The sequence below is a fragment of the Corynebacterium sp. CQ3829_602738 genome (assembly GCF_054478435.1).
Genome location: NZ_CM137003.1, coordinates 1,581,009 through 1,605,767, shown reverse-complemented (window position 1 = coordinate 1,605,767; position 24,759 = coordinate 1,581,009). Strand labels below are relative to the sequence as shown.

Annotated in this window: 20 protein-coding genes and 1 pseudogene; 16 read left to right on the top strand and 5 right to left on the bottom strand. The window is 66.0% G+C overall.

Annotated elements, in window-relative coordinates:
• Window positions 1–3 precede the first annotated feature (3 nt).
• The gene (locus ACX1NL_RS07765; protein ID WP_458897799.1) at window positions 4–1,344 is read right to left on the bottom strand and encodes a DUF4921 family protein; all 1,341 of its coding nucleotides are present in this window, start codon (window positions 1,342–1,344) and stop codon (window positions 4–6) included.
• 31 nt (window positions 1,345–1,375) lie between these two features.
• Here ACX1NL_RS07765 and ACX1NL_RS07760 point away from each other — a divergent pair, with 31 nt between their 5' ends.
• Window positions 1,376–1,765 (top strand): hypothetical protein, encoded by a 390-nt coding sequence (locus ACX1NL_RS07760; RefSeq protein ID WP_181888683.1) that lies wholly within the window; start codon window positions 1,376–1,378, stop codon window positions 1,763–1,765.
• On the opposite strand, the gene ACX1NL_RS07755 is transcribed toward ACX1NL_RS07760, so the two are convergent.
• The gene (locus ACX1NL_RS07755) at window positions 1,735–2,862 is read right to left on the bottom strand and encodes a glycerate kinase family protein (protein ID WP_458897798.1); all 1,128 of its coding nucleotides are present in this window, start codon (window positions 2,860–2,862) and stop codon (window positions 1,735–1,737) included. The two genes, ACX1NL_RS07760 and ACX1NL_RS07755, sit on opposite strands and share 31 nt — an antisense overlap.
• Window positions 2,863–2,962: 100 nt before the next feature.
• Here ACX1NL_RS07755 and gdhA point away from each other — a divergent pair, with 100 nt between their 5' ends.
• Genes gdhA through ACX1NL_RS07710 form a run of 9 tightly spaced genes read left to right on the top strand, consistent with a single transcriptional unit; the run spans window position 2,963 to window position 11,430 of the window.
• Complete coding sequence (gene gdhA / locus ACX1NL_RS07750) at window positions 2,963–4,309, top strand: NADP-specific glutamate dehydrogenase (protein ID WP_181888681.1); 1,347 nt, start codon at window positions 2,963–2,965, stop codon at window positions 4,307–4,309.
• 26 nt (window positions 4,310–4,335) lie between these two features.
• The gene (locus ACX1NL_RS07745) at window positions 4,336–5,058 is read left to right on the top strand and encodes a DivIVA domain-containing protein (protein ID WP_239307613.1); all 723 of its coding nucleotides are present in this window, start codon (window positions 4,336–4,338) and stop codon (window positions 5,056–5,058) included.
• Window positions 5,059–5,077: 19 nt separating this feature from the next.
• Window positions 5,078–5,614, top strand: coding sequence for a YceD family protein (locus ACX1NL_RS07740; protein ID WP_269952452.1), 537 nt, complete (start codon window positions 5,078–5,080; stop codon window positions 5,612–5,614).
• Window positions 5,611–6,378 (top strand): ribonuclease III, encoded by a 768-nt coding sequence (gene rnc / locus ACX1NL_RS07735; protein ID WP_269952453.1) that lies wholly within the window; start codon window positions 5,611–5,613, stop codon window positions 6,376–6,378. The genes ACX1NL_RS07740 and rnc overlap by 4 nt, the downstream gene beginning before the upstream one ends.
• The gene (gene mutM, locus ACX1NL_RS07730) at window positions 6,371–7,192 is read left to right on the top strand and encodes a bifunctional DNA-formamidopyrimidine glycosylase/DNA-(apurinic or apyrimidinic site) lyase (RefSeq protein ID WP_269510391.1); all 822 of its coding nucleotides are present in this window, start codon (window positions 6,371–6,373) and stop codon (window positions 7,190–7,192) included. The genes rnc and mutM overlap by 8 nt, the downstream gene beginning before the upstream one ends.
• 22 nt (window positions 7,193–7,214) lie before the next feature.
• Window positions 7,215–7,721, top strand: coding sequence for a flavin reductase family protein (locus ACX1NL_RS07725; protein ID WP_239307617.1), 507 nt, complete (start codon window positions 7,215–7,217; stop codon window positions 7,719–7,721).
• A gap of 53 nt (window positions 7,722–7,774) precedes the next feature.
• Window positions 7,775–9,283 carry an alanine/glycine:cation symporter family protein gene (locus ACX1NL_RS07720; RefSeq protein WP_458897797.1) on the top strand — a complete coding sequence of 503 codons (1,509 nt, stop codon included), beginning with the start codon at window positions 7,775–7,777 and terminating at the stop codon, window positions 9,281–9,283.
• A gap of 21 nt (window positions 9,284–9,304) precedes the next feature.
• Window positions 9,305–11,125: an alpha/beta hydrolase family protein gene (locus tag ACX1NL_RS07715; protein ID WP_034998632.1), complete on the top strand. Its 1,821-nt coding sequence runs from the start codon at window positions 9,305–9,307 to the stop codon at window positions 11,123–11,125.
• Window positions 11,126–11,145: 20 nt separating this feature from the next.
• Window positions 11,146–11,430, top strand: coding sequence for an acylphosphatase (locus ACX1NL_RS07710; protein WP_239356682.1), 285 nt, complete (start codon window positions 11,146–11,148; stop codon window positions 11,428–11,430).
• A 16-nt stretch (window positions 11,431–11,446) separates the two neighbouring features.
• Here ACX1NL_RS07710 and ACX1NL_RS07705 read toward each other — a convergent pair whose 3' ends face one another.
• Entirely contained in the window at window positions 11,447–11,767 is a 321-nt protein-coding gene (locus ACX1NL_RS07705) for a helix-turn-helix domain-containing protein (RefSeq protein ID WP_074431994.1), read from the bottom strand.
• A gap of 116 nt (window positions 11,768–11,883) precedes the next feature.
• On the opposite strand from ACX1NL_RS07705, the gene smc reads away from it, so the two are divergent.
• From smc to ffh, 3 genes are all read left to right on the top strand, one after another.
• Complete coding sequence (smc, locus tag ACX1NL_RS07700; RefSeq protein WP_458897796.1) at window positions 11,884–15,339, top strand: chromosome segregation protein SMC; 3,456 nt, start codon at window positions 11,884–11,886, stop codon at window positions 15,337–15,339.
• Between the two features lie 28 nt (window positions 15,340–15,367).
• The gene (ftsY, locus tag ACX1NL_RS07695) at window positions 15,368–17,056 is read left to right on the top strand and encodes a signal recognition particle-docking protein FtsY (RefSeq protein WP_458897795.1); all 1,689 of its coding nucleotides are present in this window, start codon (window positions 15,368–15,370) and stop codon (window positions 17,054–17,056) included.
• 121 nt (window positions 17,057–17,177) lie between these two features.
• Entirely contained in the window at window positions 17,178–18,809 is a 1,632-nt protein-coding gene (gene ffh, locus ACX1NL_RS07690) for a signal recognition particle protein (protein WP_458897794.1), read from the top strand.
• 371 nt (window positions 18,810–19,180) lie between these two features.
• Here the strand turns inward: ffh and ACX1NL_RS07685 are convergent, their stop codons facing one another.
• Window positions 19,181–21,334, bottom strand: coding sequence for an acyltransferase family protein (locus ACX1NL_RS07685; RefSeq protein WP_458897793.1), 2,154 nt, complete (start codon window positions 21,332–21,334; stop codon window positions 19,181–19,183).
• Between the two features lie 370 nt (window positions 21,335–21,704).
• On the opposite strand from ACX1NL_RS07685, the gene rpsP reads away from it, so the two are divergent.
• Complete coding sequence (gene rpsP, locus ACX1NL_RS07680; RefSeq protein ID WP_181888668.1) at window positions 21,705–22,223, top strand: 30S ribosomal protein S16; 519 nt, start codon at window positions 21,705–21,707, stop codon at window positions 22,221–22,223.
• Between the two features lie 96 nt (window positions 22,224–22,319).
• On the opposite strand, the gene ACX1NL_RS07675 is transcribed toward rpsP, so the two are convergent.
• Window positions 22,320–23,294 carry a DUF1963 domain-containing protein gene (locus ACX1NL_RS07675; protein ID WP_458897792.1) on the bottom strand — a complete coding sequence of 325 codons (975 nt, stop codon included), beginning with the start codon at window positions 23,292–23,294 and terminating at the stop codon, window positions 22,320–22,322.
• A gap of 45 nt (window positions 23,295–23,339) precedes the next feature.
• On the opposite strand from ACX1NL_RS07675, the gene rimM reads away from it, so the two are divergent.
• On the top strand, window positions 23,340–23,840 hold the full coding sequence (gene rimM / locus ACX1NL_RS07670) for a ribosome maturation factor RimM (RefSeq protein ID WP_458897791.1): 501 nt from the start codon (window positions 23,340–23,342) through the stop codon (window positions 23,838–23,840).
• 1 nt (window position 23,841) lies between these two features.
• A pseudogene (trmD, locus tag ACX1NL_RS07665) lies at window positions 23,842–24,663 on the top strand (tRNA (guanosine(37)-N1)-methyltransferase TrmD); the annotation flags it as partial.
• Between the last annotated feature and the right edge of the window lie 96 nt (window positions 24,664–24,759).

Below are 24,759 nucleotides of genomic sequence, written 5' to 3'. Positions count from 1 at the left end.
ATTTCATCTCTCCAAATTTGGGTTATATCGCAAAAGGTTCGGTGCCGGGGTGCATTCCTCGGCGATGCGCAACGACGCAGACACGTGGCCGTCGCTACGCAATGTGCGAAGTGCCGCGGTGGCGCGGTCGCGCATGTCAAACGGCGAGAGCGTGTTCACGTAAATCTGCGTGCCGCCCTCGAAGCCGGCGAGGGTGGAGATGCGCCATTTCAGGTTGATGCGCCACGGCATGGGCACGTCCAGGTCCACGGGGCGGTAGTGCCATTCCTCGTTGGTGGCCACCTGCCCGCCGGTGGCGGCGTGCGCCGCGTGCAAAAGGTCAGACACCGCGCGAACCTCTTCGTCCGTGTGCTCCCACGGCTCGCTGGCGCGCGACTTCGAGTACACCGTCATGGTGGGGTAGCGGTGGCCCACGCCGGCGGTGAGGATGGCGTGGTCGTTCTCCGCGATCACCAGGTTTTGGTAGAACGCGTGGTTGACACCCCAGTCGTTGTACAGGTTCAGATTCTGGCGCAGCTTCGCCGTTTCAGTTTCGGCGTTGACGCCGCGCTCGTCGATGGCCACCAGCTGCTTGTGCAGGTGCTCGAACGACGCGCCGGCGGGCGAGAGCCAGTTTTGGAACACCACCACGTAGCGGGCGTAGGTGTGCTGCTCCACCAAGTCGCGCAGCGAATCAACGGTGAACGCGATGAAGCGGTAGTGCTCCTCCGGGGTCAGCGACCCGGAGCCGGCGAGCTGGTTGGTGCGCGTAGCACCGTCCTGGTAGTGGCGCCGGCCGATGATCACGTCGTGCCCGCCGCCGAAGTACGCCGGGGCAAGCTCGAGCAGCTCTTCGTCGGGCCTGTCCGGGTCCTGGCCCGCCGCAGCCAGGCGCGTGCGCACGGTTGCCAGCACATGCTCGCGCCCGGCGGGATCCGCCAGGTAGCGCTCCATGTGGACGCGGCGCGCCGTGGGCATCTCGTAGCCGTAGTTCTTCTGCCAGTAGTCGTAAGAGACAATCTCGAACAGGTTGGGCACCCGCCGAAATTCCGCGACCGTGTTGTCCAACTCGTCGGGCATGGCGTCGCGCAGGATGGCAAACCCGTCGCCGTCGGCGATGAGCCGCGACTTCTCGGGCGGGGTGCGCAGCTTGCGCGCTTCGCAGAAATTGCAGGTGTCCGTGTGCGCGCCGGGTGCAAGCGGCTCCGGCGGGGCGCCAGCTGCGGCCAGGGGCCGGTTGCCGCGCCCCGGCACCGTCCACACCTCCGTGCCGGAGAAGGGATTGACCTGCTTGAGCGTCCCGTCCGCCATGGTCCGCAGTGCAACGTGGTACGAGTGAGCTGGGTTCACGGCGGGGTTGGACATGCACGCAACCATACCGGTTAGCCTTACACGCATGTCTGTGATCCAATTCGACGTCCTCGTCCCGCCGACTGTCGCCGACGAGGTCAAAGAGGTCTTCCAACGCGCGCTCGACATCCTCGTGAACCGGGAGATGCTCACCGCGGGCACGGTGGAGATGGAGCAGGTGCTAATCGACGACTCCGTGCGCGCCCAGCTGGCCGAAACCTACGAGCGGGACCGGGGCGAAGATCCCGCGGAGGCCGAGGTGTTCCGCTACAGCATCACACCCGAAGGGGCGGACAGCCTCAACCGCCTGGCCATGGGCCTGTCGCGCATCCTCACCCCGAAGGTGGACCTGCCGAACGACCCAGTGATGTTGGAGGACCAGGACCGCTTCGAGTCGCCCTCGATCTACCCCTGGACCGTGGAAGTGTTGAGGTAGGCTACGGCAATCTCCGCGCCGGCCTGGGTGAGCTGCTCGCGCACGTCGTCAGTCTCCGCCAGCGTCACCGCGATGGTGCCCTCGCCCGGCTCCTCGTCAAAGCTTCCTGCGGCCACCGCGAACGCCGCACCGGCCCCGCGGGCTAGCTCGCCGACGACGGAGGCGACCTTGCCGGTGCCGGTCTGTCCGTCGAAGCGGCCCTCGCCGGTGATCACCAGGGCCGCGCCCTCGACCTGCTCCGCCAGCCCGTTGGAATCCGCCACCACGCGCGCGCCGGGCAGGATGTGCACGTGGGAGGCGTCCCCGTGGAGCATTGTGGACAGCCACGTGATACCGATGCCCACGCCTCCCGCAGCGCCCAGGCTCGGAGTTGCCGGGTCCACGTCCGCAACCTCGCACAAACGCGCCAGGCCCCGGTCGAGCACCTCGATGCCTTCTTCCGTTGCGCCCTTCTGCGGGCCGAACACGTGGGCCGCGCCCTGGGGGCCGGTGGCGGGCGCGGTGGTGTCGGTCAACAGAACCCACTCCACCGCGCCGGCGGGCACATTGACCTTCGCGGTGTCGAAGTTTGCCAGCTGCTCCAGCGCCCCGCCGCCGGGCTTGAGCTGGTAGCCGGCCTGGTCCAAGGGGTTGACGCCCAGGGCGACGAGGATGCCGGTGCCGCCGTCGATCGTTGCGGTGCCGCCGAGCCCCAGCACGATGCGCTCGGCGCCGCGGGTCTCGGCGTCCGCGATGAGCACGCCGGTGCCGTACGTGTCGCCGGTCAGCGGCACCGGCTCGTCCACCGCGGGCAGGCCGGAGGCCGCGGCGACGTCGATGTAGGCGGTCTTGCTCGGGGCGTGGAAGGTGTACTCCGCTTCGGTGAGGCGGCCGGCCGCGGTAGTCGTCGGCAAGCAAATGCGCTCGCCCTCGAACAACGACGAGGTGCCTTCGCCGCCATCGGCCATGGGGGTGAGCACGATCTGCGCGTCGCGGATGACGGAACGCACACCTTCGGCGAGCCATTCGGCGGCCTCGGCGGCGGTTGCGGTGGATTTGAAGGAGTCCGGCGCGACAACGATTTTGGGCGACGGAACTGCGTCGAGGGGAGAAACCATGGGGGAGAGTTTAGCTACCGGCCACGCGGGGCCGAATGGTGTTGTAAAGTTTGTCCGGTACACAATTCTGCATAGCTATAGATATCGGAGGCCACGCCCAATGAGCGCGATTGACCAAGAAGTTGCCGGCTACTACCAGAAACTGCTGGAGCGCAACGCGGGCGAGCCGGAGTTCCACCAGGCGGTTGCCGAAGTGCTGGATTCGCTGAAGATCGTGCTGGGCAAGGACCCGCACTACGCGGACTACGGCCTGATCGAGCGCCTCTGCGAGCCGGAGCGCCAGATCATCTTCCGCGTGCCCTGGCTGGACGACGACAACAATGTGCGCGTCAACCGCGGCTTCCGTGTCCAGTTCAACTCCGCGCTCGGCCCGTACAAGGGCGGGCTGCGCTTCCACCCGAGCGTGAACCTGGGCATCATCAAATTCCTCGGCTTCGAGCAGATCTTCAAAAACTCCCTGACCGGCCTGCCCATCGGCGGCGGCAAGGGCGGTTCCGACTTCGACCCGAAGGGCCGCTCCGACGGGGAGATCATGCGCTTTTGCCAGTCCTTCATGACGGAACTGTGGCGCCACATCGGCGAGTACCGTGACGTGCCCGCCGGCGACATCGGCGTGGGCGCCCGCGAGATCGGCTACCTGTTCGGCCAGTACCGCCGCCTGGTGGACCAGCACGAGTCCGGCGTGCTCACCGGCAAGGGGCTGACCTGGGGCGGCTCTCTGGTGCGCAAGGAGGCCACCGGTTACGGCAGCGTCTACTTCACCAACGAGATGATGAAGGCGAACGGTGACTCCATCGACGGCGCGAAGGTGATCGTCTCCGGCTCCGGCAATGTGGCGATCTACGCGATGAAGAAGGCGCAGGAGCTCGGCGCAACTGTGGTTGGCTTCTCCGATTCCTCCGGCTGGGTGGAAACCCCGAACGGCGTGGACATCGAGCTCGTCCAGGAGATCAAGGAGAAGCGCCGCGGGCGCGTGTCCGAGTACGTGGAGGAGGCCACCGGCGCGACCTTCCACAGCGACGGCTCCATCTGGGACCTGAAGGCGGACGTGGCGCTGCCGTGCGCGACGCAGAACGAGCTCAACGGCGACCATGCGCGCACCCTCGTTGACAACGGTGTGCGTTACGTCGCGGAGGGCGCGAACATGCCGTCCACCGCCGAAGCGGTGGAGGTATTCCGCGAGCGCGGCGTCTGCTTCGGCCCGGGCAAGGCCGCCAACGCCGGCGGTGTGGCCACCTCCGCGCTGGAGATGCAGCAGAACGCCTCGCGCGACTCCTGGTCCTTCGACTACACGGACGACCGCCTGCACCAGATCATGTCCAACATCTTCACGGTGGCCAAGGACACCGCAGAGGAATACGACCACGCAGGCGACTACGTCATCGGCGCAAATATCGCCGGTTTTAAAAAGGTTGCCGACGCGATGCTCGCCCAGGGCGTGATTTAACGTTTCAGCGGGTACGCTTAGGCACCATGTACCGCGTTTTTGAAGCCCTGGATGAGCTAGTTCAGACCCTGGAGCAGGCCTACGGCGTGCCCATGACCTCCAATTGCATGGTTCCCCGCAACGAGATGCTTGGGCTTCTCGACGACCTCCGCAACGCCCTGCCCGTCGACTTGGACGACGCGCAGGACGTGCTGGACAAGCAGGACGAGATCCTGCGCGGGGCGCAGGACCGCGCCGACATGCTCGTCGGCGATGCAGAGGAGGATGCCCGCCGCATCGTCTCCGACGCGCACTCCGAGTCCGAGTCGATGCTCTCCGACGCGCAGGCGCGCGCGACCAACCTGGTCACCGACGCGGAGGAAGAGTCCAACATGATGGTCACCCAGGCGCAGAACGTGGCCGAGATGACCGTGAACAACGCGCAGCGCGAGGCCGACAACATCGTCGAGTCCGGCAACGCGGAGTACCAGCGCACCGTGGACAAGGGCCTGGCGGAGCAGGAGCGCCTCATCTCCGAGTCCGAGGTCATGCGCCGCGCCGACGAGGAGGCGCACCGCCTGGTGGATGAGGCGACCGCAGAGTCCAACCGCCTGCGCTCGGAGTGCGACGACTACGTCGATTCCAAGCTCGCCGAGTTTGAGGAGGGGCTGCGAAACGTGCTGCAGACCGTCTCCTCCGACCGCTCCGCGCTGCGCCGCGGCGCCGGCGCCGCTGGTGCTGCGGTTCGCGGCCGACGCGACGACTACTAACGGGTAGTCTGTTGCCGTTATGTCTACCAATCCTTTCGTATTCGATGTCAGCGACGTCCTCGGCGGCGACGGCACCCCAGAGACGGTGACACAGACAGGCCCGTCCCCGTCGCGCATCGGCCCCGAGATGATTGCCATCCCGGCAGGGCGCGAGGTTGAAGTTGAGGCGACGCTGATCCCGCTGGGCTCCGGCGTGATGGTGGATGCCACCGCGACCGCGCAGCTTGAAGGGCAGTGCGTGCGCTGCTTAAAGGAGCTCACCCCGACCGAGACGCTGCGCATTTCCGAGGTGTTTTCCGCCTCCGATGACTTCATCACCGGCGACAGTGAGGAAGAAGAGGACCAGGGCTCCGGCGACGAGATCCGCAAGGTTGTCGACGGCACCGTGGACTTGGAGCAGGCGTTCGTGGACGAGGCCGGCATGAACTGGCCGTTCAACCCCACCTGCCAGCCGGAGTGCGAGGGCGACACTGACGTGCCCGCCCCGGACGCGGTCGAGGGCGAGGAGAACAACCTGGTCGACCCGCGCTGGGCCGACCTGGAGAAGTTCCTGTGAGCCGCTCGAAGAAGAACAAAGGCAACGCGGACGAGCTGTGGGAGCAGACGTTTGACGCCGTCGACCACGCCCCGCTTATTGCGCACCTCGGCGTGGACATCGAGCGCGACAGCCTGAAGCTTGCGCTGACGCACCGCTCGTTCGCCAACGAGCACGGGCACCTGCCCAACAACGAGCGCTTAGAGTTCGTCGGCGACGCCGTGCTGGGCTTGTCCGTGGCCACCAAGCTGTTCGAGCTGTACCCGTCGCGCCCGGAGTCCGACCTGTCGCCGATGCGCGCCGCCATCGTCTCGCGCTACGGCCTGGCCGACATCGCCCGGGAGATCGACCTGGGCAAGCACGTACTCATCGGCAAAGGCGAGGAACTCACCGGTGGCCGCGAGAAGGAGTCGATCCTCGCGGACACCACCGAGGCCATCTTCGGCGCGATCTACTTGCAGCACGGCTTCGAGCCGGCGCGCGATGTGATTCTCAAGCTTTTCGACGAGAAGCTCCGCACCGCCACCGTGAACAAGAAGCACCACGACTGGAAGACCGACCTGCAGGTGCGCCTTGCCGAGCTGAAGCTGCCGGTGGCCGAGTACGTCTCCGAAGCGTCCGGCCCCGAGCACAACCAGACGTTCACCGCGCAGGCGCTGGTGGGCGGCGTTTCCCGCGGCACCGGCACCGGCCCGAACAAGAAGCTGGCGGAGCAGGAGGCGGCCCACCAGGCGGTGCTGTACCTGCGCGACCACGCAGCGGAGGCCGTGCGCGGCAATGCCTGAGCTGCCCGAGGTTGAGGTGGTGCGACGCGGGCTGGACCAGCACGTGGTCGGCCGCACCTTCCAGCGGGTGGAGGTGCTGCACCCCCGCGCCGCCCGCGGCAACACCGTGGACCTGACGCAAACCTTGCCGGGGTTGACAATTACCGGCACTGGCCGGCGCGGCAAGTACATGTGGTTCACGCTCAGCGACGGCGCAGCACTCCTCGTGCATTTGCGCATGAGCGGGCAGATGCTCGTCGCAAAGCATGGCACCGTGACCTCTCCGCACCTGCGCATCCGCGCCGACATGGGGGAGGTGGAGCTGGATTTTGTGGACCAGCGCACCTTTGGGTTTTGGCAGTACACGCAGCTTGTGGGCGGTGTCCCGCAGCCCGCGCTGCACATCGCTCCCGACCCGTTTGAGGATGACTTCGACCTGCGCGAGACCGCCCGCGCGATGCGGCGTAGAAGATCGCCGCTGAAGAATGTGCTGCTGAACCAGGAGGTGGTCAGCGGCATCGGCTCCATCTACGCCGACGAGGCTATGTGGGCCGCGCGCCTGAAACCCTGGCGCAGCGCGAAGACCATGCGCCAGCGCGACGCGGAGGCCGTGCTGGACGCCTCGCGCGAGGTGATGGCCCGCTCGCTGGAGCAAGGCGGCACCAGCTTCGACTCGCTGTACGTCAACGTCAACGGCGCGTCCGGGTACTTCTCCCGCTCGCTCAACGCCTACGGGCAGGCGGGCACACCCTGCGCGCGCTGCGGCACCCCGATCGAGCGCGTGACGGTCGGCGGGCGCTCCAGTTACTTCTGCCCGGTCTGCCAGGTGCGCTAGCGCGCGAGTACGGTGGTGCGACATGGTTGATCAGTCAGCATTCAAAGACGCAATGAGCCAGCTGGCTGCCGCGGTGGCAATCGTGACCACCGGTTCCGCGACAGACCCGCACGGCACCACCGTCAGCGCGTTTATGTCCCTGTCGCTGGATCCGCCGATGGTGCTGGTGTCTCTGGACAAGAGGTCATCGCTGTTGGCGTTGTTGTCCGAAGGTGCGTCGATAGGCATTAATGTGCTCTCCACCGAGCAGAACCTGCTCGCGCGGCGCTTCGCCTCGAAGGGGGTGGACCGCTTCGCGGGGGTGGAGTGGCAGATGGCGGACGGCGCGCCGCAGCTGGCCGGCAACCACACCTGGGTGGCCGGGAGTGTGGCGCAGCGGATTGAGGCGGGCGACCATGTGCTCGTGCTTGTCGACGTCGCCGCCGCCGACGTCAACACCAACTGCCCGCTGCTGTACTGGCAACGCGAGTTTGGCACCCACGGCGCGATTCAGCCTGGTGAGGTGTGCACACCGGAGGTGGAGGGGTAGCTCAAAGACCCGTCGTTGTGTGATGTGGGCAACCTGGCGATACACTGCCCGCCATGGAAACCGCTACCTCATTCGTCGAGGACACTCTCAACGGCGTGGTCTGGAACGTCGTCCCCGTGTTCCTCGTCCTCGCCGGCGTCTACTTCGGCGTGCGCACACTGTTCGTTCAAATCCGCCTGTTCCCGGAGATGCTCAAGGCGGTCGCCGAAACCCCGAAGGGCAAGGACCGCGAGGGGCGCGACCTCGATGAAGAGTACGGCGGCCTGTCCGCATTCAAGGCCTTCACCATCTCCGCCGCCTCGCGTGTGGGGACCGGCAACATCGCCGGCGTGGCGCTGGCAATCTCCATCGGCGGGCCGGGCTCGGTGTTCTGGATGTGGATGCTCGCGCTGCTCGGCGGCGCCACCGCGTTCGTGGAGTCCACCCTTGCACAGCTGTGGAAGACCAAGGACGCCGAGGGCAACTACCACGGCGGGCCGGCCTACTACATGACGCGCGGCCTGGGCTGGAAGCCGCTGGCCGTGATCTTCTCCGCGTTCTTGGCCGTCACCTACGGCTTCGTCTACAACGCCATCCAGACCAACTCCATCGTCGAGGCAGTCGGCGGCTCCCTGGGCACCGACTCCGTCGCGCTCAAGGGTGTTGTCGCCGGCGTGATTGCTGTGCTGACCGCACTGGTCATCTTCGGCGGCGTGACCCGCATCGCCTCCTGGACCCAGGTCATCGTGCCGTTTATGGCCGGCGCCTACATCCTCATCGGCCTGGCCGTGCTGGTGATCAACTGGCGCGAGATCCCGGGCATGGTCGAGATGATCGTCGGCCACGCTTTGGGCCTCGAGCAGGTTGTCGGGGCCGGTGTTGGTGCCGCATTCATGCAGGGTATGCGCCGCGGCCTGTTCTCCAATGAGGCTGGTATGGGCTCCGCCCCGAACGCCGCCGCCACCGCAACGGTGTCCCACCCCGTCAAGCAGGGCCTCGTGCAGACCCTCGGCGTCTACTTCGACACCCTGCTGGTCTGCTCCATCACCGCGTTCGTGGTGCTGCTCGGCCCGGCCGTGACCTACGGCCGCGACGACATCCAGGGCGCGTCGTTGACCCAGTCCGCGCTGGCTGACTCCGTCGGCGCTTGGGGCGCTCACGCCATCACGTTCATCCTGTTCTTCCTTGCGTTCTCCTCCGTGATCGGCAACTACTACCTCGCGCAGGCGAACCTGCAGTACCTCACCGACTCGAAGACCGCGATGACGGTGTTCCGCCTGGTGGTCATCGGCTTTGTCATCTTCGGCGCGTTCGGCTCCGTCCCACTGGTGTGGGCGCTCGGCGACACCATGGCCGGAATGCTTGCCATCTTCAACATCGTCGCCATCGTCCCGCTCGGCGGCGTAGCGCTGAAGCTGCTGAAGAACTTCAACGACCAGCGCCGCAAGGGCATCGACCCGGTGTTCCACCGCGAGATGCTGCCGGAGCTGAAGAACGTGGAGTACTGGGACGGCTCCGACCCGGTGACCCGCCGCAGCGAAGAGGACCGCATCACCATCAGCGAGAGCTACGACGGGCGTTAGTCAGTTGTAAACTCAGGTACCATGAATCGGCCTGAGAAAACTACTCCCACGCTGGTCTATCTGCACGGCGTGAACAGCAAGGGGCCAGAGGCGCCTTCCTCTGCAAAATGGAAGGAAGGGCTTGCCCGAGGGCTTCACGCTGCGGGGTACCCGGGGTTGGAAGACGTCAGTATCGTCGAGCCCTCCTACGCTGATCTCCTTCAGAAACTCAACGGCGACCCAGACAAAATCGACGCCCCGATTCCCCCAATTACGCAGACGAAACAGTCGTCCTCGGAGCGTCGCCAGAAAAGATCCGAGTTCGATTCGCGCATGGCTGCGATGGAGCGTCGCCTCGCCGACACAGATGCTCTCGGACCCAAACCCCTAGCAACCGCTGCGGAGATGGCTGCAGCAGCGGCCTTCAGGTTCAATAAGTTCCGAGAAGCCAGCAACTACATGAACGATGACAAAGTTCGGCGCGATGTGCTTAACCGGGTTATCCGGCAGTTGCCGGCCGATGGGTCAATTGTGCTTATCGGACACAGCCTGGGCAGCGTGATCGCGGCTGACTTGCTGCCCCGCATACCGCACAACCTCAAAATTGCAGGCATGGTCACTATCGGGAGCCCTCTAGCGCAGGGCAACTTTGATTTGAGCAAGCTTGAGACCAACCTCAAAGAACCGCCGTCCAATCTCGCATGGTGGATTAACTTCTGGAGTCACTGGGATCCCGTTGCTGCTCTGCGCGGAGCTTCGTCAGTTGTGCCGTGGTTGCTGGATCTCCGTGTGTCCACACCAGTTAATCCGTACTTTGCACACTCTGCACATGAGTATCTGGAAGAAGAGCTCGTAGGTAAAGCAGTTGGATATGCTCTATTCGGAGCGCAATCGGCTGAGCTCGCGGTGATTGAAACAGGCGTGGATGTTCAGATGGACCACGAGGAAAAGCTAGTTCTTGCGGGTCTACGTTTGTCGCACCTGATCCGGGAAAACCTGAAGGGTGACACAAAAGAGCGATTCGGTGGAGCGCTCTCTGATACGCAGTTTCAGGTGATTAACGACCTCATTGCTAAACGCACAATGGAACGACGTGCCATACCTGGCGGTCTTTCTGTCCTGCAGACGAATGAGGTTTGTGACCCCGATAACCTCAGCACTCCGGTGGTGCACTTGTTCCCGGACCGCGACCAAGCGGCGAAGGATCTCATCACACTTGCCCTTCAAAATCCTCTCTCTCCATATGAGGTGGAGGTTAAAGAATCAGTGCGTATCTCGGCTATGAGGCAGCTTGCGGCGGAGATGGCGCTGACTCCGCAGCAGGGGGAGGACGCGTTCGACGCACTTGAAGAAGCTTCCAAGGCGTTGGCTGGTAAAACGCGGCTTATGAAGTGGGGATTGCTGGGAGCTGGTGCGCTTGCTGTAGTTGCCTCAGGAGGACTTTTACTGCCAGCTGCACCAGGACTGGCTGGGGCAGCGGCCGTTACAAGTGCATTGGCATCCTTCGGCCCCGGTGGCATGGTGGGAGGCCTTCTCACCGCAGGAGCACTTGTGTCTGCTGGGTCGGGGACTATTGCAGTGGGAATGATGACCGCAGGGAGCACCGCCGAGGAATTCGAGGGAGTAATCCACATTCAGTTGTCCCGGCTGATTCTGCGAGACACATGGAGAATGCCGTGTGATGAATCAGTGTGGCACGTGTGGACTGAACTGGAGCGTGACCTTATTCGTCAACGGTCAAAGCTTGAACGGTTCAGCGACAAAAATGCGCCGGGACTCAAGGACACAGATCGGAAGCTCGCCACGGTGCGGAAAGCGATTCGCTACGCGGAAGAGAAAAGACTTAGTCCGAAGGTACGCTAACCCCGCTACGCTTGGGTGGCATGACAACAACACGCATGACCGCCCATGTCCGCGGCAACGTCCAGGGGGTGGGGTTTCGCTGGTGGACCCGCTCCCGCGCCCTAGAGCTGGGATTGGCCGGATACGCGAAGAACCTTTCAGACGGCAGGGTTGAGGTGGTTGCGGAGGGGGCCGAAGGTGCCGTCGAGAAGCTCAAAGCCCTTCTTGAAGAGCAGCCTTCGACTGCGAAGCGCCCGGGAAATGTGGAGCACGTCCAGGCGCAGTTCGGGGAGCCGAAGGGCGCGGAAGGGTTTGAGGAGCGATGAGCTCACTGTTTGACGACTAGGGGGAGTCCGGGGACGTAGCGTAGTCAGGTGAATCCACGGTGAAACGGATCTTCGCCCCGACTGCTCGCGCATAGCGCTGCACGGTCGACAGTTGCGGGTCTGATTCACCCCGTTCCAGATCTGAAATCGCAGACTGAGTGGTGCCCATGGCGTCCGCAACTTGACGTTGGGTCTGGCCGGACGCTTTCCTGAGCTGACGCAGTGTTTCTACGAGAGTGGACCGGGCGGAGGCATCCTCAAAAGCTCCCGCGAATCCGGGGTCCTTCAAGTGGCTCCCAAAATCTATTTCTTTGGAATTGTTATCCGCGTAGCTCATTGCAGCATCCCCTCTAATATCGGTTATAGCAGATATTACGGGAGTCTTGGACCACGTCCACTGGGCTTTCCTTGTTCCCTTGCCTGGCGTCGCGCACGCTGGGTTACACTGCCCCAATGCACCTGAAATCGCTGACGCTCAAAGGATTCAAGTCCTTCGCGTCGGCGACGACGATGAAATTCGAGCCCGGCATCTGCGCGGTGGTGGGGCCGAACGGCTCCGGCAAGTCCAACGTGGTGGATGCACTCGCGTGGGTGATGGGCGAGCAAGGCGCGAAGAATCTGCGCGGCGGGAAGATGGAAGACGTCATCTTCGCCGGCGCAGGCGGCCGCAAACCGCTGGGGCGCGCGGAGGTCACCCTCACCTTCGACAACACGGACAAACGCCTGCCCATCGACTACACCGATGTGGCCATTACCCGCCGTATGTTCCGCGACGGCGCCTCGGAATACGAGATCAACGGCTCGAAGGCGCGCCTGATGGACATCCAGGAGCTGTTGTCCGACTCCGGCATCGGCCGCGAGATGCACATCATCGTCGGCCAGGGCAAGCTCTCCGAGATTCTGGATTCGCGCCCCGAGGAGCGCCGCGCGTTCATCGAGGAGGCTGCGGGTGTGCTCAAGCACCGCCGCCGTAAGGAGAAGGCGCAGCGCAAACTCACGGGCATGCAGGCGAACCTGGACCGCCTCACCGACCTCACCGATGAGCTGGGCAAGCAGCTCAAACCCTTGGCCCGCCAGGCCGAGGCCGCCAAACGGGGTGCTGCGGTGCAGGCGGAGTTGCGCGACGCGAAGCTTAAGCTCGCCGGTGACCAGGTGGTGCGGCTGCGCGCGAAGTACGCCGACGCCGAGCGCGCCGCCGAGATGCTGGCGGAGCAGGTGGAAACCGTCACCGCCACGCTAGAGACCGCGGTGGAGGAGCAGGAGGCCGTGGAAGCCCGCCAGCAGGAGCTGCAGCCGCAGGCGCAGGAGGCGCAGCAGTTGTGGTTCGCGCTGTCCACGCTGGCTGAGCGCGTCAGCGCCACCCAGCGCATTGCTTCGGAGCGCGCCCGCAGTTCCAACTCGTTCGCACCCTACGCGGGCCAAGATCCGGAGGACCTGGAGGCGAGGGCTTCGCTTGCCGACGAGCGCTACGCCGAGGCCCTCGAAGCCGCCGAAGAGGCCGCGGAGAAGCTCGAGACCATCCGCGAGGAAGTTGCCGAGCGGCAGGAGGCCTTCGACGCCGCCGAGCGCGAGCACATGGCGCAGGTGCGCGCGATCGCGGACCGTCGTGAAGGTGTTGTGCGCCTGATCGCGCAGGAGGAGTCCCAGGCAGCGGCGGTCGAGGCGGCCGAGGACGAGGTCCGCCGCCTGGAGGAGACGCTCGCGGAGACGAAGCAGCGCGCCCGGGAGGCCGATGCGGAGGTCGCGTCCGTCGAGGAGCGCATTGCGGGCTTTAGCTCGGAGCGTTCGCCTCTCGACGACGCATTCGCCCGCGCCCACACCGAATCCGACGCCGCCGACAAGCGCCTGGACCAGCTGCGGGCGAAGCAGCGCGAGCACGAGCGGGCCGTGGCGACCCTGCAGTCGCGCATTGACACCCTGGCGGAGCAGGCGCCGAAGCGTTCGGCGGAGGACGTGCTGGAAGGCTTCACCGCCCTTGCCGGCCTGGTCACCGTGGAGCCAGGGCTGGACCGCGCGCTCGCTGCCGCGCTCGGCGAGCACGCCGAGGCGCTGGCGGGCGAGGTCTCCGACGACGCGGTCGGCGCACTGGAGTCCGCCGCGCGCACGGTGGTGGTGGACGCGCGCGGCGGGTCGACCTGGCGCTTGGACACCGACGGCGAGGTGGATTGGTTGCTCGACCACGTGGAGCTGGACCCAACGGTGGTTGGCCCGGTCACGCGCCTGCTCGCGGACGTGGTGGTGGCGGACGACCTCGTCGCCGCCCGCGGCGTGGTGGAACAGGACCCGCGCCTGCGCGCTGTCACCCCAGCGGGCGTGCTGGTGGGCGAGGGGTGGGTCGCCGCCGGCACCGGGCAGACGTCCACGGTGGAGGTCTCCGCCCGCATCGAGGCCGCGAAGTCGGAGCTCGCCGAGGCGCAGCAGCTGCTCGAGGAGCTTGCTGGCACGCTCGAGGGCGCGACCGTCGCCGCCGACGAGGCCCGCATGAGCGCCGCTTCCGCCAAGGCCGCGTTGCGCGAGCACGACACCGAGGTGGAATCCTGGCGCCGCGACCTCGCCCGACTGGTCAAGCAGGCCGAGGCGAACAAGTCAGAGCACGAGCGCGCGGCAGCAAGGGCGAACGACGCGGACGCGCGCCTGGCGCAGCGCAAGGCCGAGCTGGAGGAGACACGCGATCGCCTCACCCGCGTGGACACAGACGTGGCTGAGTCACCCGAGGAGCCGTCGACGGAGCAGCGCGACCAGGCCAGAAACGCGCTCAACCACGCTAAGTCGCTGGAAATGGAGGCCACGCTCGCCTCGCGCACCGCGCAGCAGCGCGCCGAAGCGGAGGCCGGCAAGGGTGACGCGTTGCGCCGGCAGGCGGAGCAGGAGCGGCAGGCGAAGGCCCGCCATGAAGCGGCGATGGCTCGCCGGAGGGCGGAAGGGGAGCTGGCCAGTGCCGTCGAGAAGCACGCGCGCGACCTGGCAGCCCGCATCGAGGACGCGCTCGCCCGCGCCACCGCCCAGCGTGACGAGCTGAACGCGCAGGTCAGCTCACTGCAGGGCAAGGTGCAGCAGGCGCGCCAGCAGGTGGGCGCCACCCGCCAGCAGCTCGCGCGGCTGACGGACAATGCGCACCAGTCCGACATCGCGCGCTCGCAGGCGCAGGTGCGCATCGACGAGGCGGAGGCCAACATCACCGCCTCCTTGGGCATCGCAGTATCCGACCTGCTCGCGGACTATACCCCGGGCGAGGACTTCGACCGCGACGCGGTGCAGAAGCGTCTCAAGCAGGCGGAGAAGGACCTGCGCGCGCTGGGCAAGGTCAACCCGCTGGCGCTGGAGGAGTTCAAGGCCTTGGAGGAGCGCTACACGTTTTTGAGCACGCAGCTCGACGACGTGATCCAAGCGCGCAAGGACCTCACGAACGTGATTGAGGACGTGGACGCGCAGATCCTGCAGCTGTTCACCGACGCCTGGGCGGACGTGGAAGCGGAGTTCCCGCGCGTGTTCCAGACCCTGTTCCCGGGCGGCGAGGCGCGCCTCGTGCTCACCGAGCCGGACGACATGCTCGCCACCGGCATCGAGATCGAGGCCCGCCCGCCGGGCAAACGAGTCAAGCGCCTGTCCTTGCTCTCTGGCGGCGAGAAGTCGCTGACGGCGCTTGCTTTCCTGGTGGCCATCTTCCGCGCACGCCCAAGCCCGTTCTACGTGCTGGACGAGGTCGAGGCAGCACTTGACGACGTCAACCTCCGCCGCCTCATCGCCCTGCTCGAGGAGTTGCGACAGGATTCCCAGCTCATCGTGATCACCCACCAGAAGCCCACCATGGACGTCGCGAACGTGCTGTACGGCGTGACCATGCGCGGCGACGGTGTCACCCGCGTGCTTTCGCAGCGTATGCAGCCCGCGGGGGCTGCGCCCGCGTGATGTCGGCGGTGCTGGCACACTAGAGCGCATGGATCTCAATGCTTTAGTCAACAGCACTGCGTTTTGGATTGTCCTCGCAGTCATCGTCATTGCGCTGATCCTCATCGGCGTTGTTGTCGCCGGGAAGAAGCGCAAAGAGTCGAAGACCGTCTCCTTTGACAAGGTCGAAGAGCCCAAGGAGCTGACCCAGCAGGAGAAATCGGGCAACTACCAGGCCAAGGGCGGCTTCAACTTCGCCCAGGCGGATGCGCAGCCGAAGCAGCAGGAGCCGGTGCGCCGCGAAAAGCCGAAGACTGAGGCGAAGCCGAAGCCGGAAGCGGCTGCGGCCTTTGTCCCACCGAAGCAGGAGGAAGAAGAGACCGTCGTCGAACGCGCAATTTCGCGTGACGACGAACCGCAGGTGCCCACCGAAACCACCCAGCCCGCGAAGGCTGAGCCGGAGGCGCCTGCTGAGCCGGTTGAGCCGGTCGAGCCCGCTGTCGAAGAGCCGGCGGAGCCGGTCGAGAAATCGGTCGAACCCAACGAGCCGGTGGCAGCACCAGCAGAGCCCGTGGAACCCGCTGAGCCCGTAGAGCCGGAGCAGCCCGTCGAACCAGCTGAGCCCGTGGAGAGGGTTGACGAGGTCCAGGCGGAGCCCGTCGATAAGCAGACTGCTGCTGAGGCTGAGGCCGAGGAAGCCGCGGCGGCTGCGGCGGCCGCGCAGGAGAGTGCGGACGAGGCGCGCCGGGAGGGCGCCGAGGTCTCCGAGGATGCCGTCGTTGTTGAGGCACCGACCGAGGAGCCGCTGGACGACATCGCGCCGGCCGCCGGCCGCATGGGCAAGCTGCGCGGGCGCCTGTCGCGCTCCCAGAACGCGATCGGCCAGGGGTTGCTCGGCATCCTCACCGCGGGCGACCTGGACGAGGACGCCTGGGAGGAGATCGAGGACACGCTGATTATGGCGGACCTCGGCGCCGAGCTGACCATGAAGGTCACCGACTCGCTGCGCGAGAAGATCGCCGAGCGCGGCGTGGAAACCGAGGACCAGGCCCGCGCGATGCTGCGCGAGACGCTCATCGAGGCCGCGCGCCCGGAGATGGACCGCTCCATCAAGGCGATGCCGAACGACGGCAAGCCGGCCGTGATCCTGGTTGTCGGCGTCAACGGCACCGGCAAGACCACCACCACTGGCAAGCTTGCGCGCGTGCTGGTGTCCATGGGCCACTCCGTGGTCCTCGGCGCGGCCGACACCTTCCGCGCGGCCGCCGCGGATCAGCTGGAGACCTGGGGCAAGCGCGTCGGCGCCTCCACCGTGCGCGGCAAGGAGGGGGCGGACCCGGCGTCCGTCGCCTTCGACGCCGTGGCCACCGGCGTGTCCGAGGGCGCGGACGTCGTGCTCGTGGACACCGCGGGCCGCCTGCACACCTCCACAGGCCTGATGGACCAGCTGGGCAAGGTCAAGCGCGTGGTGGAAAAGAAGAGCAACGTCGACGAGGTCCTGCTGGTGCTGGACGCCACCGTCGGCCAGAACGGCATCATGCAGGCGCGCGTGTTCCGCGACGTCGTGGACATCACCGGCGTGGTGCTGACCAAGCTCGACGGCACCGCGAAGGGCGGCATCGTCTTCCAGGTGCAGGAGGAGCTCGGCGTGCCCGTCAAGCTCGTCGGCCTGGGCGAGGGCGCCGACGACCTCGCGCCGTTTGAGGTGGAAAGCTTCGTCGACGCGTTGCTCGGCTAAGCATTTGCCTATCGACGCCCACGCGCCCCGGCGATGACACAGTGATGTGCCCATTGCCCGGGGCGCGCGCTAGTCTTGTGGGGATTATTTTCCGCTAGCAGCACAAGGGAGCGTGCACACCGTGTTCGAGTCACTGTCCGACCGCCTCCAATCAGCCCTCGGCGGCCTGCGCGGCAAGGGCAAGCTCACCGAGGAAGACATCAACGCCACCGCGCGCGAGATCCGTCTCGCCCTGCTTGAGGCGGACGTCTCGCTCACCGTCGTGCGCGCGTTTATCAAGCGCGTCAAGGAGCGCGCGCTCGGCGCCGATGTCTCAGCGGCGCTGAACCCTGCGCAGCAGGTGATCAAGATCGTCGACGAGGAGCTGACTAACATCCTCGGCGGCGAAACGCGCCGGCTGAACATGGCGAAGAACCCGCCGACCGTGATCATGCTGGCCGGTCTGCAGGGCGCCGGTAAGACGACGCTGGCCGGCAAGCTGGCACACCACCTGGCCAAGCAGGGCCACACCCCGATGCTGGTGGCCTGCGACCTGCAGCGCCCGGGTGCGGTGCAGCAGCTGCAGATCGTCGGCGAGCGCGCCGGCGTGCCCACCTTCGCCCCGGACCCGGGCACCTCCCTGGACTCTTACGAGCACGAGATGGGCACCTCCCACGGCGACCCGGTCGCCGTGGCACAGCAGGGCATCGAGCACGCCAAGCACCACAAGAACGACGTGGTCATCATCGATACCGCGGGCCGCCTCGGCATCGACGAAACGCTGATGACTCAGGCGCGCAACATCCGCGACGCCGTCAACCCCGACGAGGTCCTCTTCGTCATCGACGCCATGATCGGCCAGGACGCGGTCAAGACCGCCGAGGCGTTCGCCCAGGGCGTGGACTTCACCGGCGTGGTGCTGACCAAGCTCGACGGCGACGCCCGCGGCGGTGCGGCACTGTCCATCCGTGAGGTCACCGGCAAGCCGATCCTGTACGCGTCTACAGGCGAGAAGCTCGAAGACTTCGACGTCTTCCACCCCGAGCGCATGTCCAGCCGCATCCTCGGCATGGGCGATTTGCTCTCCCTGATCGAGCAAGCCGAGGCGACCTACAACGAGCAGGACGCCGAAGCCGCCGCGAACAAGCTGACGTCCGGCGAGCTGACCCTGGAAGACTTCCTGGACCAGCTGCTGATGATCCGCCGTATGGGCCCGATCGGCAACCTGCTGAAGATGATGCCGGGCGGTAAGCAGATGAACCAGATGGCCGACATGGTCGACGAGAAACAGCTCGACCGCATCCAGGCCATCATCCGCGGCATGACGCCCGAGGAGCGCCAGGACCCGAAGATCCTCAATGCCTCTCGACGCAAGCGCATCGCCAACGGCTCCGGCGTCAAAGTCTCCGACGTCAACCAGCTCGTCGACCGCTTCTTCGAAGCCAAGAAGATGATGGGACAGATGGCCAGCCAGTTCGGCCTGCCGGGCATGCCGGGCATGGGTGGCGGCCGCTCCGCCACGAAGAAGAAGCCGAAGGGCCGCAAGGGCAAGAACGGCAAGCGCAAGGCGCCGAAGCGCGGAGGTGGCATGCCCAAGATGCCGGGCATGCCGGGCATAGGCGGCGGTATGCCGGGGATGCCCGGCGGGATGCCGGACCCGAAGGAGCTGGAGAAGCTCCAGGAGCAGCTGCCCGCAGGCATGCAGGGCATGGACCTGAACAACCTGGACTTCAACGAGGCGATGAAGCGCATGCAGAAGGGCAAGTTCTTCTAAGCCGCGCCGCGGTCTGCCCGGGCGTTGTTGCCAACCGGCGGCACTCTCCCGCAGACCCCGAGCGGAGGACCCCTAGTATGGCCAGTTTTCGGCCGTACTAGGGGTTTCTCGCTCTGGTTCTGTGGGGTGGGGCTCCGGCGGCGGGGCTCCGGCGGTGGGGCTGTGGGCGTGGGTGGGGCTCCGGGGCATAGACCCTGGGAGGCAAAGCCTGGGATCGCGCAAAAATCGCGCGTTGCCAGGGTCTTGATCCCAGGGTCTGCGCGAGGGGACGGGGAACGAGCGGGCTGGGGCGGGGGACGAGCTCGCGGTGACGGGGAACGAGCGGGCCGAACCGCGGGGGGAGCTGACGGGAGCGCCCCGAACGAGGGGGGCTACGGGGTGGCCGGAGGGGCGTCGAGAAGCGAAAGCTCCTCGAAGATCGGCGCGAGGCGCTCCCACAGAACCGGAGCCAGCGACTCGGCGTAGGCGTTGGAGATGTGGTTCTGGTCGCGGTAGATGTACACGTTGCCGATCTGCGGTGGGCACAGACCGTCCACGCAGTACCAGCCGGCGGTGTCGATTTCCCACTGCGCGTAACCGCCGTCGAGGAAGTACGCGGCCGGGTCCTCGGGAGCGTAGACCATGTCCGCGGCCATGGAGCAGTCGTGCTCGGAGTAGCCCGCCACTATGCACAGGTTCGGGTCCATCGGCTCGCCGGTGGGGGTGAACATCCACGGGTTGTCGCGCAAGCCCACGAACGGGATGCCTAGCTCGGCCAGGCGCTGCCAGAGGTTGGCGTAGGCTTCCGGCACGTAGTCGGCGGAGACGCGGCCGTCGCCGGCGTGGCCCGCGGGGCGGGTGGATGTGGAGATCAGCAGGTCGGGCTGCAAGTTGATGATCTCCTGCATGGCGTTTTCGCCCCACTCGGCGCACTCGGGGGAGACGATCTCGTTGGCCGGATCCATTGGCCCGCCGACAACCAGCGGGCATTCCTGGCGCACGAAGGTGGCGACCTTGAAGTGGTGCTCCTTGCCCAGTTTGTCCAGGGGGACGATGAACGGTTCGATGTGGGAGCCGCCGGCGAGCACGATCGTGGTCCCCGCCTCCAGGTCGCCGTAGGTGCAGTCTGGGCCGGGCATGGCGTCGGGGGCTTCCGGGAGGAAAATCATGCAGTCGTCGAGACCAATGGGCGGGAACACACCGGCGATGAGTTGCGGGTTCGGCTGCGGCTTCACATCCGGCACCTGGGCGCCCTGGAAGGCGCGGGCGCCGGGGTAGTTGACCGGGTCGAGAGCCTTTTCTGCGCTGTCAACTCGGTTGTCCCAGTACGGTTGCACGGCCAGCGCCACAGCAAAAAGCGCCGCCGCCAGCGCGCCACCTACCGCACGCGCGGCACCGGGCAAGGTGCGTAGCGACGCTCTCGCGTCCGCCACCGGATGGTCGTCGCCACGCGGGCGCTGGCGGTGCTGACGAAGCGGATCCTCCACGAGCGTGTGGGTGACGTGCGCCAGGCACAGCGACACCACGATGACAAGTGCGCCCAGCCAGGCCGGCGGGGTGTCGTAGCCGCCGATGACGGTGACGATGATCAAAAGCGGCCAGTGCCACAGGTACAGCGAGTAGGCCACGCTGCCCAGCCAGGTCATCGGGGCGGAGGCGAGCACCTTGGACACGCTGTTGGCGTTGCCGGAGAGGATCACCAGCGCCGCACCGGTGAGCGGGATCAGGGCGACGGGGCCGGGGAAGGCCAGCGAGGTGGGCACGATCAGACCGGTGACGGCGATGAGCACCACGCCGAGCAGCGCGGTGAGCCACGCGGTGGCCTGCGGCAGGAACCGGTTCGCCGGCACGAAGGCGAGCAGCGCGCCGAGGGAGAGCTCCCATGCGCGGGAGAACGTGGAGTAGTAGTTCTCGCCGGTGCCCTCCAGCCCGAAGCGAGAGGCCCAAGCGAACGACACCACGGTGATCACCGCCAGCAGCGCAATCGCGGCGCGGCGGGCGTGCTCAGGCTTCGCGTGCAGCTTCACGACGGCCACGGCAACGACCCAGCCCAGCAAAATGCCAAAAACGTAGAACTGCCCCTGCACGGACATGGACCACAGGTGCTGCAGGGGGGAAGTCTCCTGGCTGGCCGCGGCGTAGTCTGCGTTCTGCGCCATCAGCTCCCAGTTTTGGAAGTACAGCATCGACGCGGTGACCTGGCGCGACAGCTCCACGCCCATCAGTTCCGGGGTGAACGCCATGACCAGGCCGACGACTGCAACCACCACCAGCGCCAGCGCCGGCACCAGCCTGCGGATTGTTCGCCACAGTGGCCACCACGGATTCAGGTTCGGGTTCGGGCGCAGCGCGTAGCGCAGCTGGCCGCCGAGGAAAAAGTAGCCGGACAGCAGCAGGAACACATCAACGCCGCCGGAGACGCGGCCGACGAACACGTGGAAGATCACCACGAGCGCGATCGCGAACCCGCGCAGTCCGTCCAGGTCGACGCGGTAGACGGTGGAGCCCTTCGTCGGCTGTGGTGGGTGCCCTGCCGTCGTACTCAACCGTTTCTCCAAACCGTCTTGTCGTGTGTGCTTCTGTGCTGCGCCGACTATCGTCACAAGCGGTTAAGGACAATACCGTTCCGTGTTCGCGAGACCGAACCAGACTCGCGCGGGCATGACCGGGCAAAAGCGGACGCGTGTTTTGGAGCCTGGCCAAAGCGCGCGTAAGGTATCACGGGTTGTCCGGCGTGTTTGTTCGCCAGGCACGACAAGTCCATAACTGCGTACGCGCCGGATCCGTCTCACCCCGTGCTTTGAAGCACGGGAGGTCGCCCGGCCAGGCACGCGCAGGGTAAATAAGAAGGGTTGAACCGGCTCGTCGATAAGTGGCGAGTGTCTGCACTGCCCAGTGACCTAAAGGAAGTACACCATGGCTGTAAAGATCAAGCTGCAGCGCGTTGGCAAGATCCGCAACGCGCAGTACCGCGTCGTCATCGCTGACGCCCGCACCCGCCGCGACGGTGCCGTCATCGAGAACATCGGCATCTACCACCCGAAGGAAGAGCCGTCGCTGATCCGCATCGATTCCGAGCGCGCTCAGTACTGGCTGGGTGTCGGCGCGCAGCCGACCGAGCCGGTGCTGGCACTGCTGAAGGTGACCGGCGATTGGCAGAAGCACAAGGGCCTCGACGGCGCCGAGGGCACCCTGAAGGTGGCCGAGGAGAAGCCGTCCAAGCTCGACCTGTTCAACCAGGCTCTGGAGGAGGCCAAGAACGGCCCGACCGCCGAGGCCATCACCGAGAAGCGCAAGAAGGCCAAGGAAGAGGCTGAGGCAAAGGAGGCCGCTGAGGCCGCCGCTGCCGCCGAGGCTGAGGCTGCTGAGGCTGAGGGCGAGTCCGCAGAGGCTGAGTCCGAGGCTTCCGAGGACGCTCCGGCTGAGGAGAACTAAGCACTCTTCGCTTATCGACGAACCCCCGTTCCCGCACACCGCGCGCGGAACGGGGGTTTCGCGTTGGCGGAGGCAGCTGTTTAGGGTGTGTTTTCTCTAGCTGCACTCCCAGCCGAAGATGACCCGGTCGAAGTTGCGCGCGGCGAGATCGTCAGGGTGGATGAAGAAATTGCCGTAGCCATTGTCTCCCCACATGAGGTAGCCGGTGTGCGCGACGCTGGCAAGCAGCACACGAGGGTCGCCTGGACGCAACATGCAGTCGGTGAGCCACACTGGGTATCCGCCAAGCCGGGTGTGTTCGTTCCAGTTGCTGCGGGCCGGCTCGAGGAGTGAATCAGCCGTGGGATCGAGTGTGAACCCTTCGCGTTCGAGGGCGGCGACGGCGGTGGCAAAGATGTTCAGCAGTTCCTCTCGGCTGTCAGCCGCTGGCTCGGAGGTGTGCGTAGTTTCTTCACCGCGTATGAAACGACGGGTCACGATCCGGAAATTGAGTTCGTGGAGCGTGACTATGTCGTCGCCCCCGCGCAGTAGCGCGTGAGGATCACCCTCGTAGAATGCGTAGCTGGAGAATTCCTTTGACCGCCAGGACGTGAGTTGTTCGGTGCGAACCCCAGTCAGTGTCGTGGCTTCAAGGAAGTTTTCCTCAGCAGGGTGATTGTCCGATTCAGCAACGTCGTGGGGCACTTCCCCGACGTGCGGCGCAGACGTGTCGGGCAGGTACCGGGCGATCTGAGTGGGAACCCGGTCCCATGCCTTTCTGTCTTCCTCCGAATACACCATGCCCCACAGATCCTCATCTGGGATGAAGAGTTGCAGCAGGCCCTCGGTGGGAAACCCCGGTAATGCCTCAAACTCGGAAAAGTTGAACTGCGCGATGAACAGCATCGGTCGTCCGTCACGGCGCGGATAGGGTGCGTGCTCGGGGAGGTACGGGGTCCCGCACACCTTAGTAGTTGTGGGGCTATCCGGGCGCCCGCTGACCTTAAACCGGATTGCGGGGCGCGTGGGGAAGGCGTCAAACGAGTACATCACCTCGCGAGCTTCGCCGGATGGGCCTTCGTAGATCCTCATACTCGCGCAGTGTAAGCAGAATGGGTGCTGATAGTCTTGGCTCCCATGGAGCTGCAGATCGGCCGCGTGGTCAAGTCCCACGGCGTGAAAGGTGAAGTTGCCGTTGATTTGCTGGCGGACGAGTCGGAGGAGCACATCGTTGTCGGCGCTGTGCTGACCGGCCGCCAGGCGGGCAAGGAGCGGGAGCTGACCGTGAAGACGGTGCGCCCGCACCAGAAGCGCCTGCTGGTCAGCTTCGAGGAAGTGCCGGACCGCACTGCCGCTGACAGCTTGCGGGGCATGAAGTTCTTCGCCGAGCCGCTGGAACGTGAAGAGGACTCGGACGAGTACTACAACCATGAGCTCATCGGCCTGAAGGTGCGCCACGAGGGCGCAGAGGTCGGCGAGGTCACCGGCGTGATGGACGCGCCGAACCGGAAGATCTTGGAGATCGACTACAACGGCAAGGACGTTATGGTCCCGTTCGTGATGGACTTCGTCCCGGAGCTCGACACGGAGGCGGGATACCTCACCATCACCCCGCCCGAGGGCCTGCTGGATGTCTAAGCTGCGCCTCGACGTCATCACCATCTTCCCCGAGTACCTCGATCCGCTTCGCCACGCGCTGCTGGGCAAGGCGATCGAGCAGGGGATCTTGTCGGTGGGCGTGCACGATCTGCGCGATTGGGCCACCGGCAACCACAAGTCTGTGGACGCGCCGCCGCTGGGTGGGGGACCGGGCATGGTGATGAAGCCGGAGGTGTGGGGGCCTGCGCTTGACGACGTTGCCGAAGGCCGCCCCGGAACATCCCTCGACACCGCGGCCGCGCACCGCAACGACAAGCTGCGCCACGACGACGTGCACGAGGTGGCACCCCGTCCGTACGAAGGCGGCGAGGACAGCACCAAGCCGCTGCTGCTCGTGCCCACCCCGGCCGGCAAGCCATTCACGCAAAAGGACGCGCAGGCGTGGTCGCGCGAGGAGCACATCGTGTTCGCCTGCGGGCGCTACGAGGGCATCGACCAGCGCGTTTTCGAGGATGCGAAGAAGCGCTACCGGGTGCGCGAGGTCTCCATCGGCGACTATGTGCTGATCGGCGGCGAGGTTGCCGTCCTGGTCATCGCGGAGGCGGTCACGCGCCTGATCCCGGGCGTGCTGGGCAACACCGAAAGCCACGAGGACGACAGCTTCTCCGACGGTCTGCTCGAGGGCCCGAGCTACACCAAGCCGCGTGTGTGGCGCGGCCTTGAGTCACCGTCGGTGCTCACGTCCGGCGACCACGCCAAGGTGGAGGCGTGGCGCCGCGAGCAGTCGCTGAAGCGCACCCGCGAGGTGCGCCCCGAGCTGCTCGAGGCCGCCGGCCTGAGCGAGGACGACCGGTTCATGTTGGACGCCCGCGACGTGCTCACGACGGTGAGGGTGGACGGGGCGACGCGGATCGTCGTGAAGCAATTGCGCAGGGCCTTGAAGAAGGCGGGCTACCGC

What these genes read in the sequence shown, in the direction of transcription:
- ACX1NL_RS07765 (WP_458897799.1), bottom strand. Translation starts at nt 1,344, where the DNA reads ATGTCCAACCCCGCCGTGAACCCAGCTCACTCGTACCACGTTGCACTG.
- rimM (WP_458897791.1), top strand. Translation starts at nt 23,340, where the DNA reads ATGGAGCTGCAGATCGGCCGCGTGGTCAAGTCCCACGGCGTGAAAGGT.
- ACX1NL_RS07725 (WP_239307617.1), top strand. Translation starts at nt 7,215, where the DNA reads ATGGTTGATCAGTCAGCATTCAAAGACGCAATGAGCCAGCTGGCTGCC.
- ACX1NL_RS07740 (WP_269952452.1), top strand. Translation starts at nt 5,078, where the DNA reads ATGTCTACCAATCCTTTCGTATTCGATGTCAGCGACGTCCTCGGCGGC.
- ACX1NL_RS07745 (WP_239307613.1), top strand. Translation starts at nt 4,336, where the DNA reads ATGTACCGCGTTTTTGAAGCCCTGGATGAGCTAGTTCAGACCCTGGAG.
- mutM (WP_269510391.1), top strand. Translation starts at nt 6,371, where the DNA reads ATGCCTGAGCTGCCCGAGGTTGAGGTGGTGCGACGCGGGCTGGACCAG.
- gdhA (WP_181888681.1), top strand. Translation starts at nt 2,963, where the DNA reads ATGAGCGCGATTGACCAAGAAGTTGCCGGCTACTACCAGAAACTGCTG.
- ACX1NL_RS07760 (WP_181888683.1), top strand. Translation starts at nt 1,376, where the DNA reads ATGTCTGTGATCCAATTCGACGTCCTCGTCCCGCCGACTGTCGCCGAC.
- ACX1NL_RS07705 (WP_074431994.1), bottom strand. Translation starts at nt 11,767, where the DNA reads ATGAGCTACGCGGATAACAATTCCAAAGAAATAGATTTTGGGAGCCAC.
- ACX1NL_RS07710 (WP_239356682.1), top strand. Translation starts at nt 11,146, where the DNA reads ATGACAACAACACGCATGACCGCCCATGTCCGCGGCAACGTCCAGGGG.
- ACX1NL_RS07675 (WP_458897792.1), bottom strand. Translation starts at nt 23,294, where the DNA reads ATGAGGATCTACGAAGGCCCATCCGGCGAAGCTCGCGAGGTGATGTAC.
- ftsY (WP_458897795.1), top strand. Translation starts at nt 15,368, where the DNA reads ATGGATCTCAATGCTTTAGTCAACAGCACTGCGTTTTGGATTGTCCTC.
- ACX1NL_RS07715 (WP_034998632.1), top strand. Translation starts at nt 9,305, where the DNA reads ATGAATCGGCCTGAGAAAACTACTCCCACGCTGGTCTATCTGCACGGC.
- ACX1NL_RS07720 (WP_458897797.1), top strand. Translation starts at nt 7,775, where the DNA reads ATGGAAACCGCTACCTCATTCGTCGAGGACACTCTCAACGGCGTGGTC.
- rpsP (WP_181888668.1), top strand. Translation starts at nt 21,705, where the DNA reads ATGGCTGTAAAGATCAAGCTGCAGCGCGTTGGCAAGATCCGCAACGCG.
- ACX1NL_RS07755 (WP_458897798.1), bottom strand. Translation starts at nt 2,862, where the DNA reads ATGGTTTCTCCCCTCGACGCAGTTCCGTCGCCCAAAATCGTTGTCGCG.
- smc (WP_458897796.1), top strand. Translation starts at nt 11,884, where the DNA reads ATGCACCTGAAATCGCTGACGCTCAAAGGATTCAAGTCCTTCGCGTCG.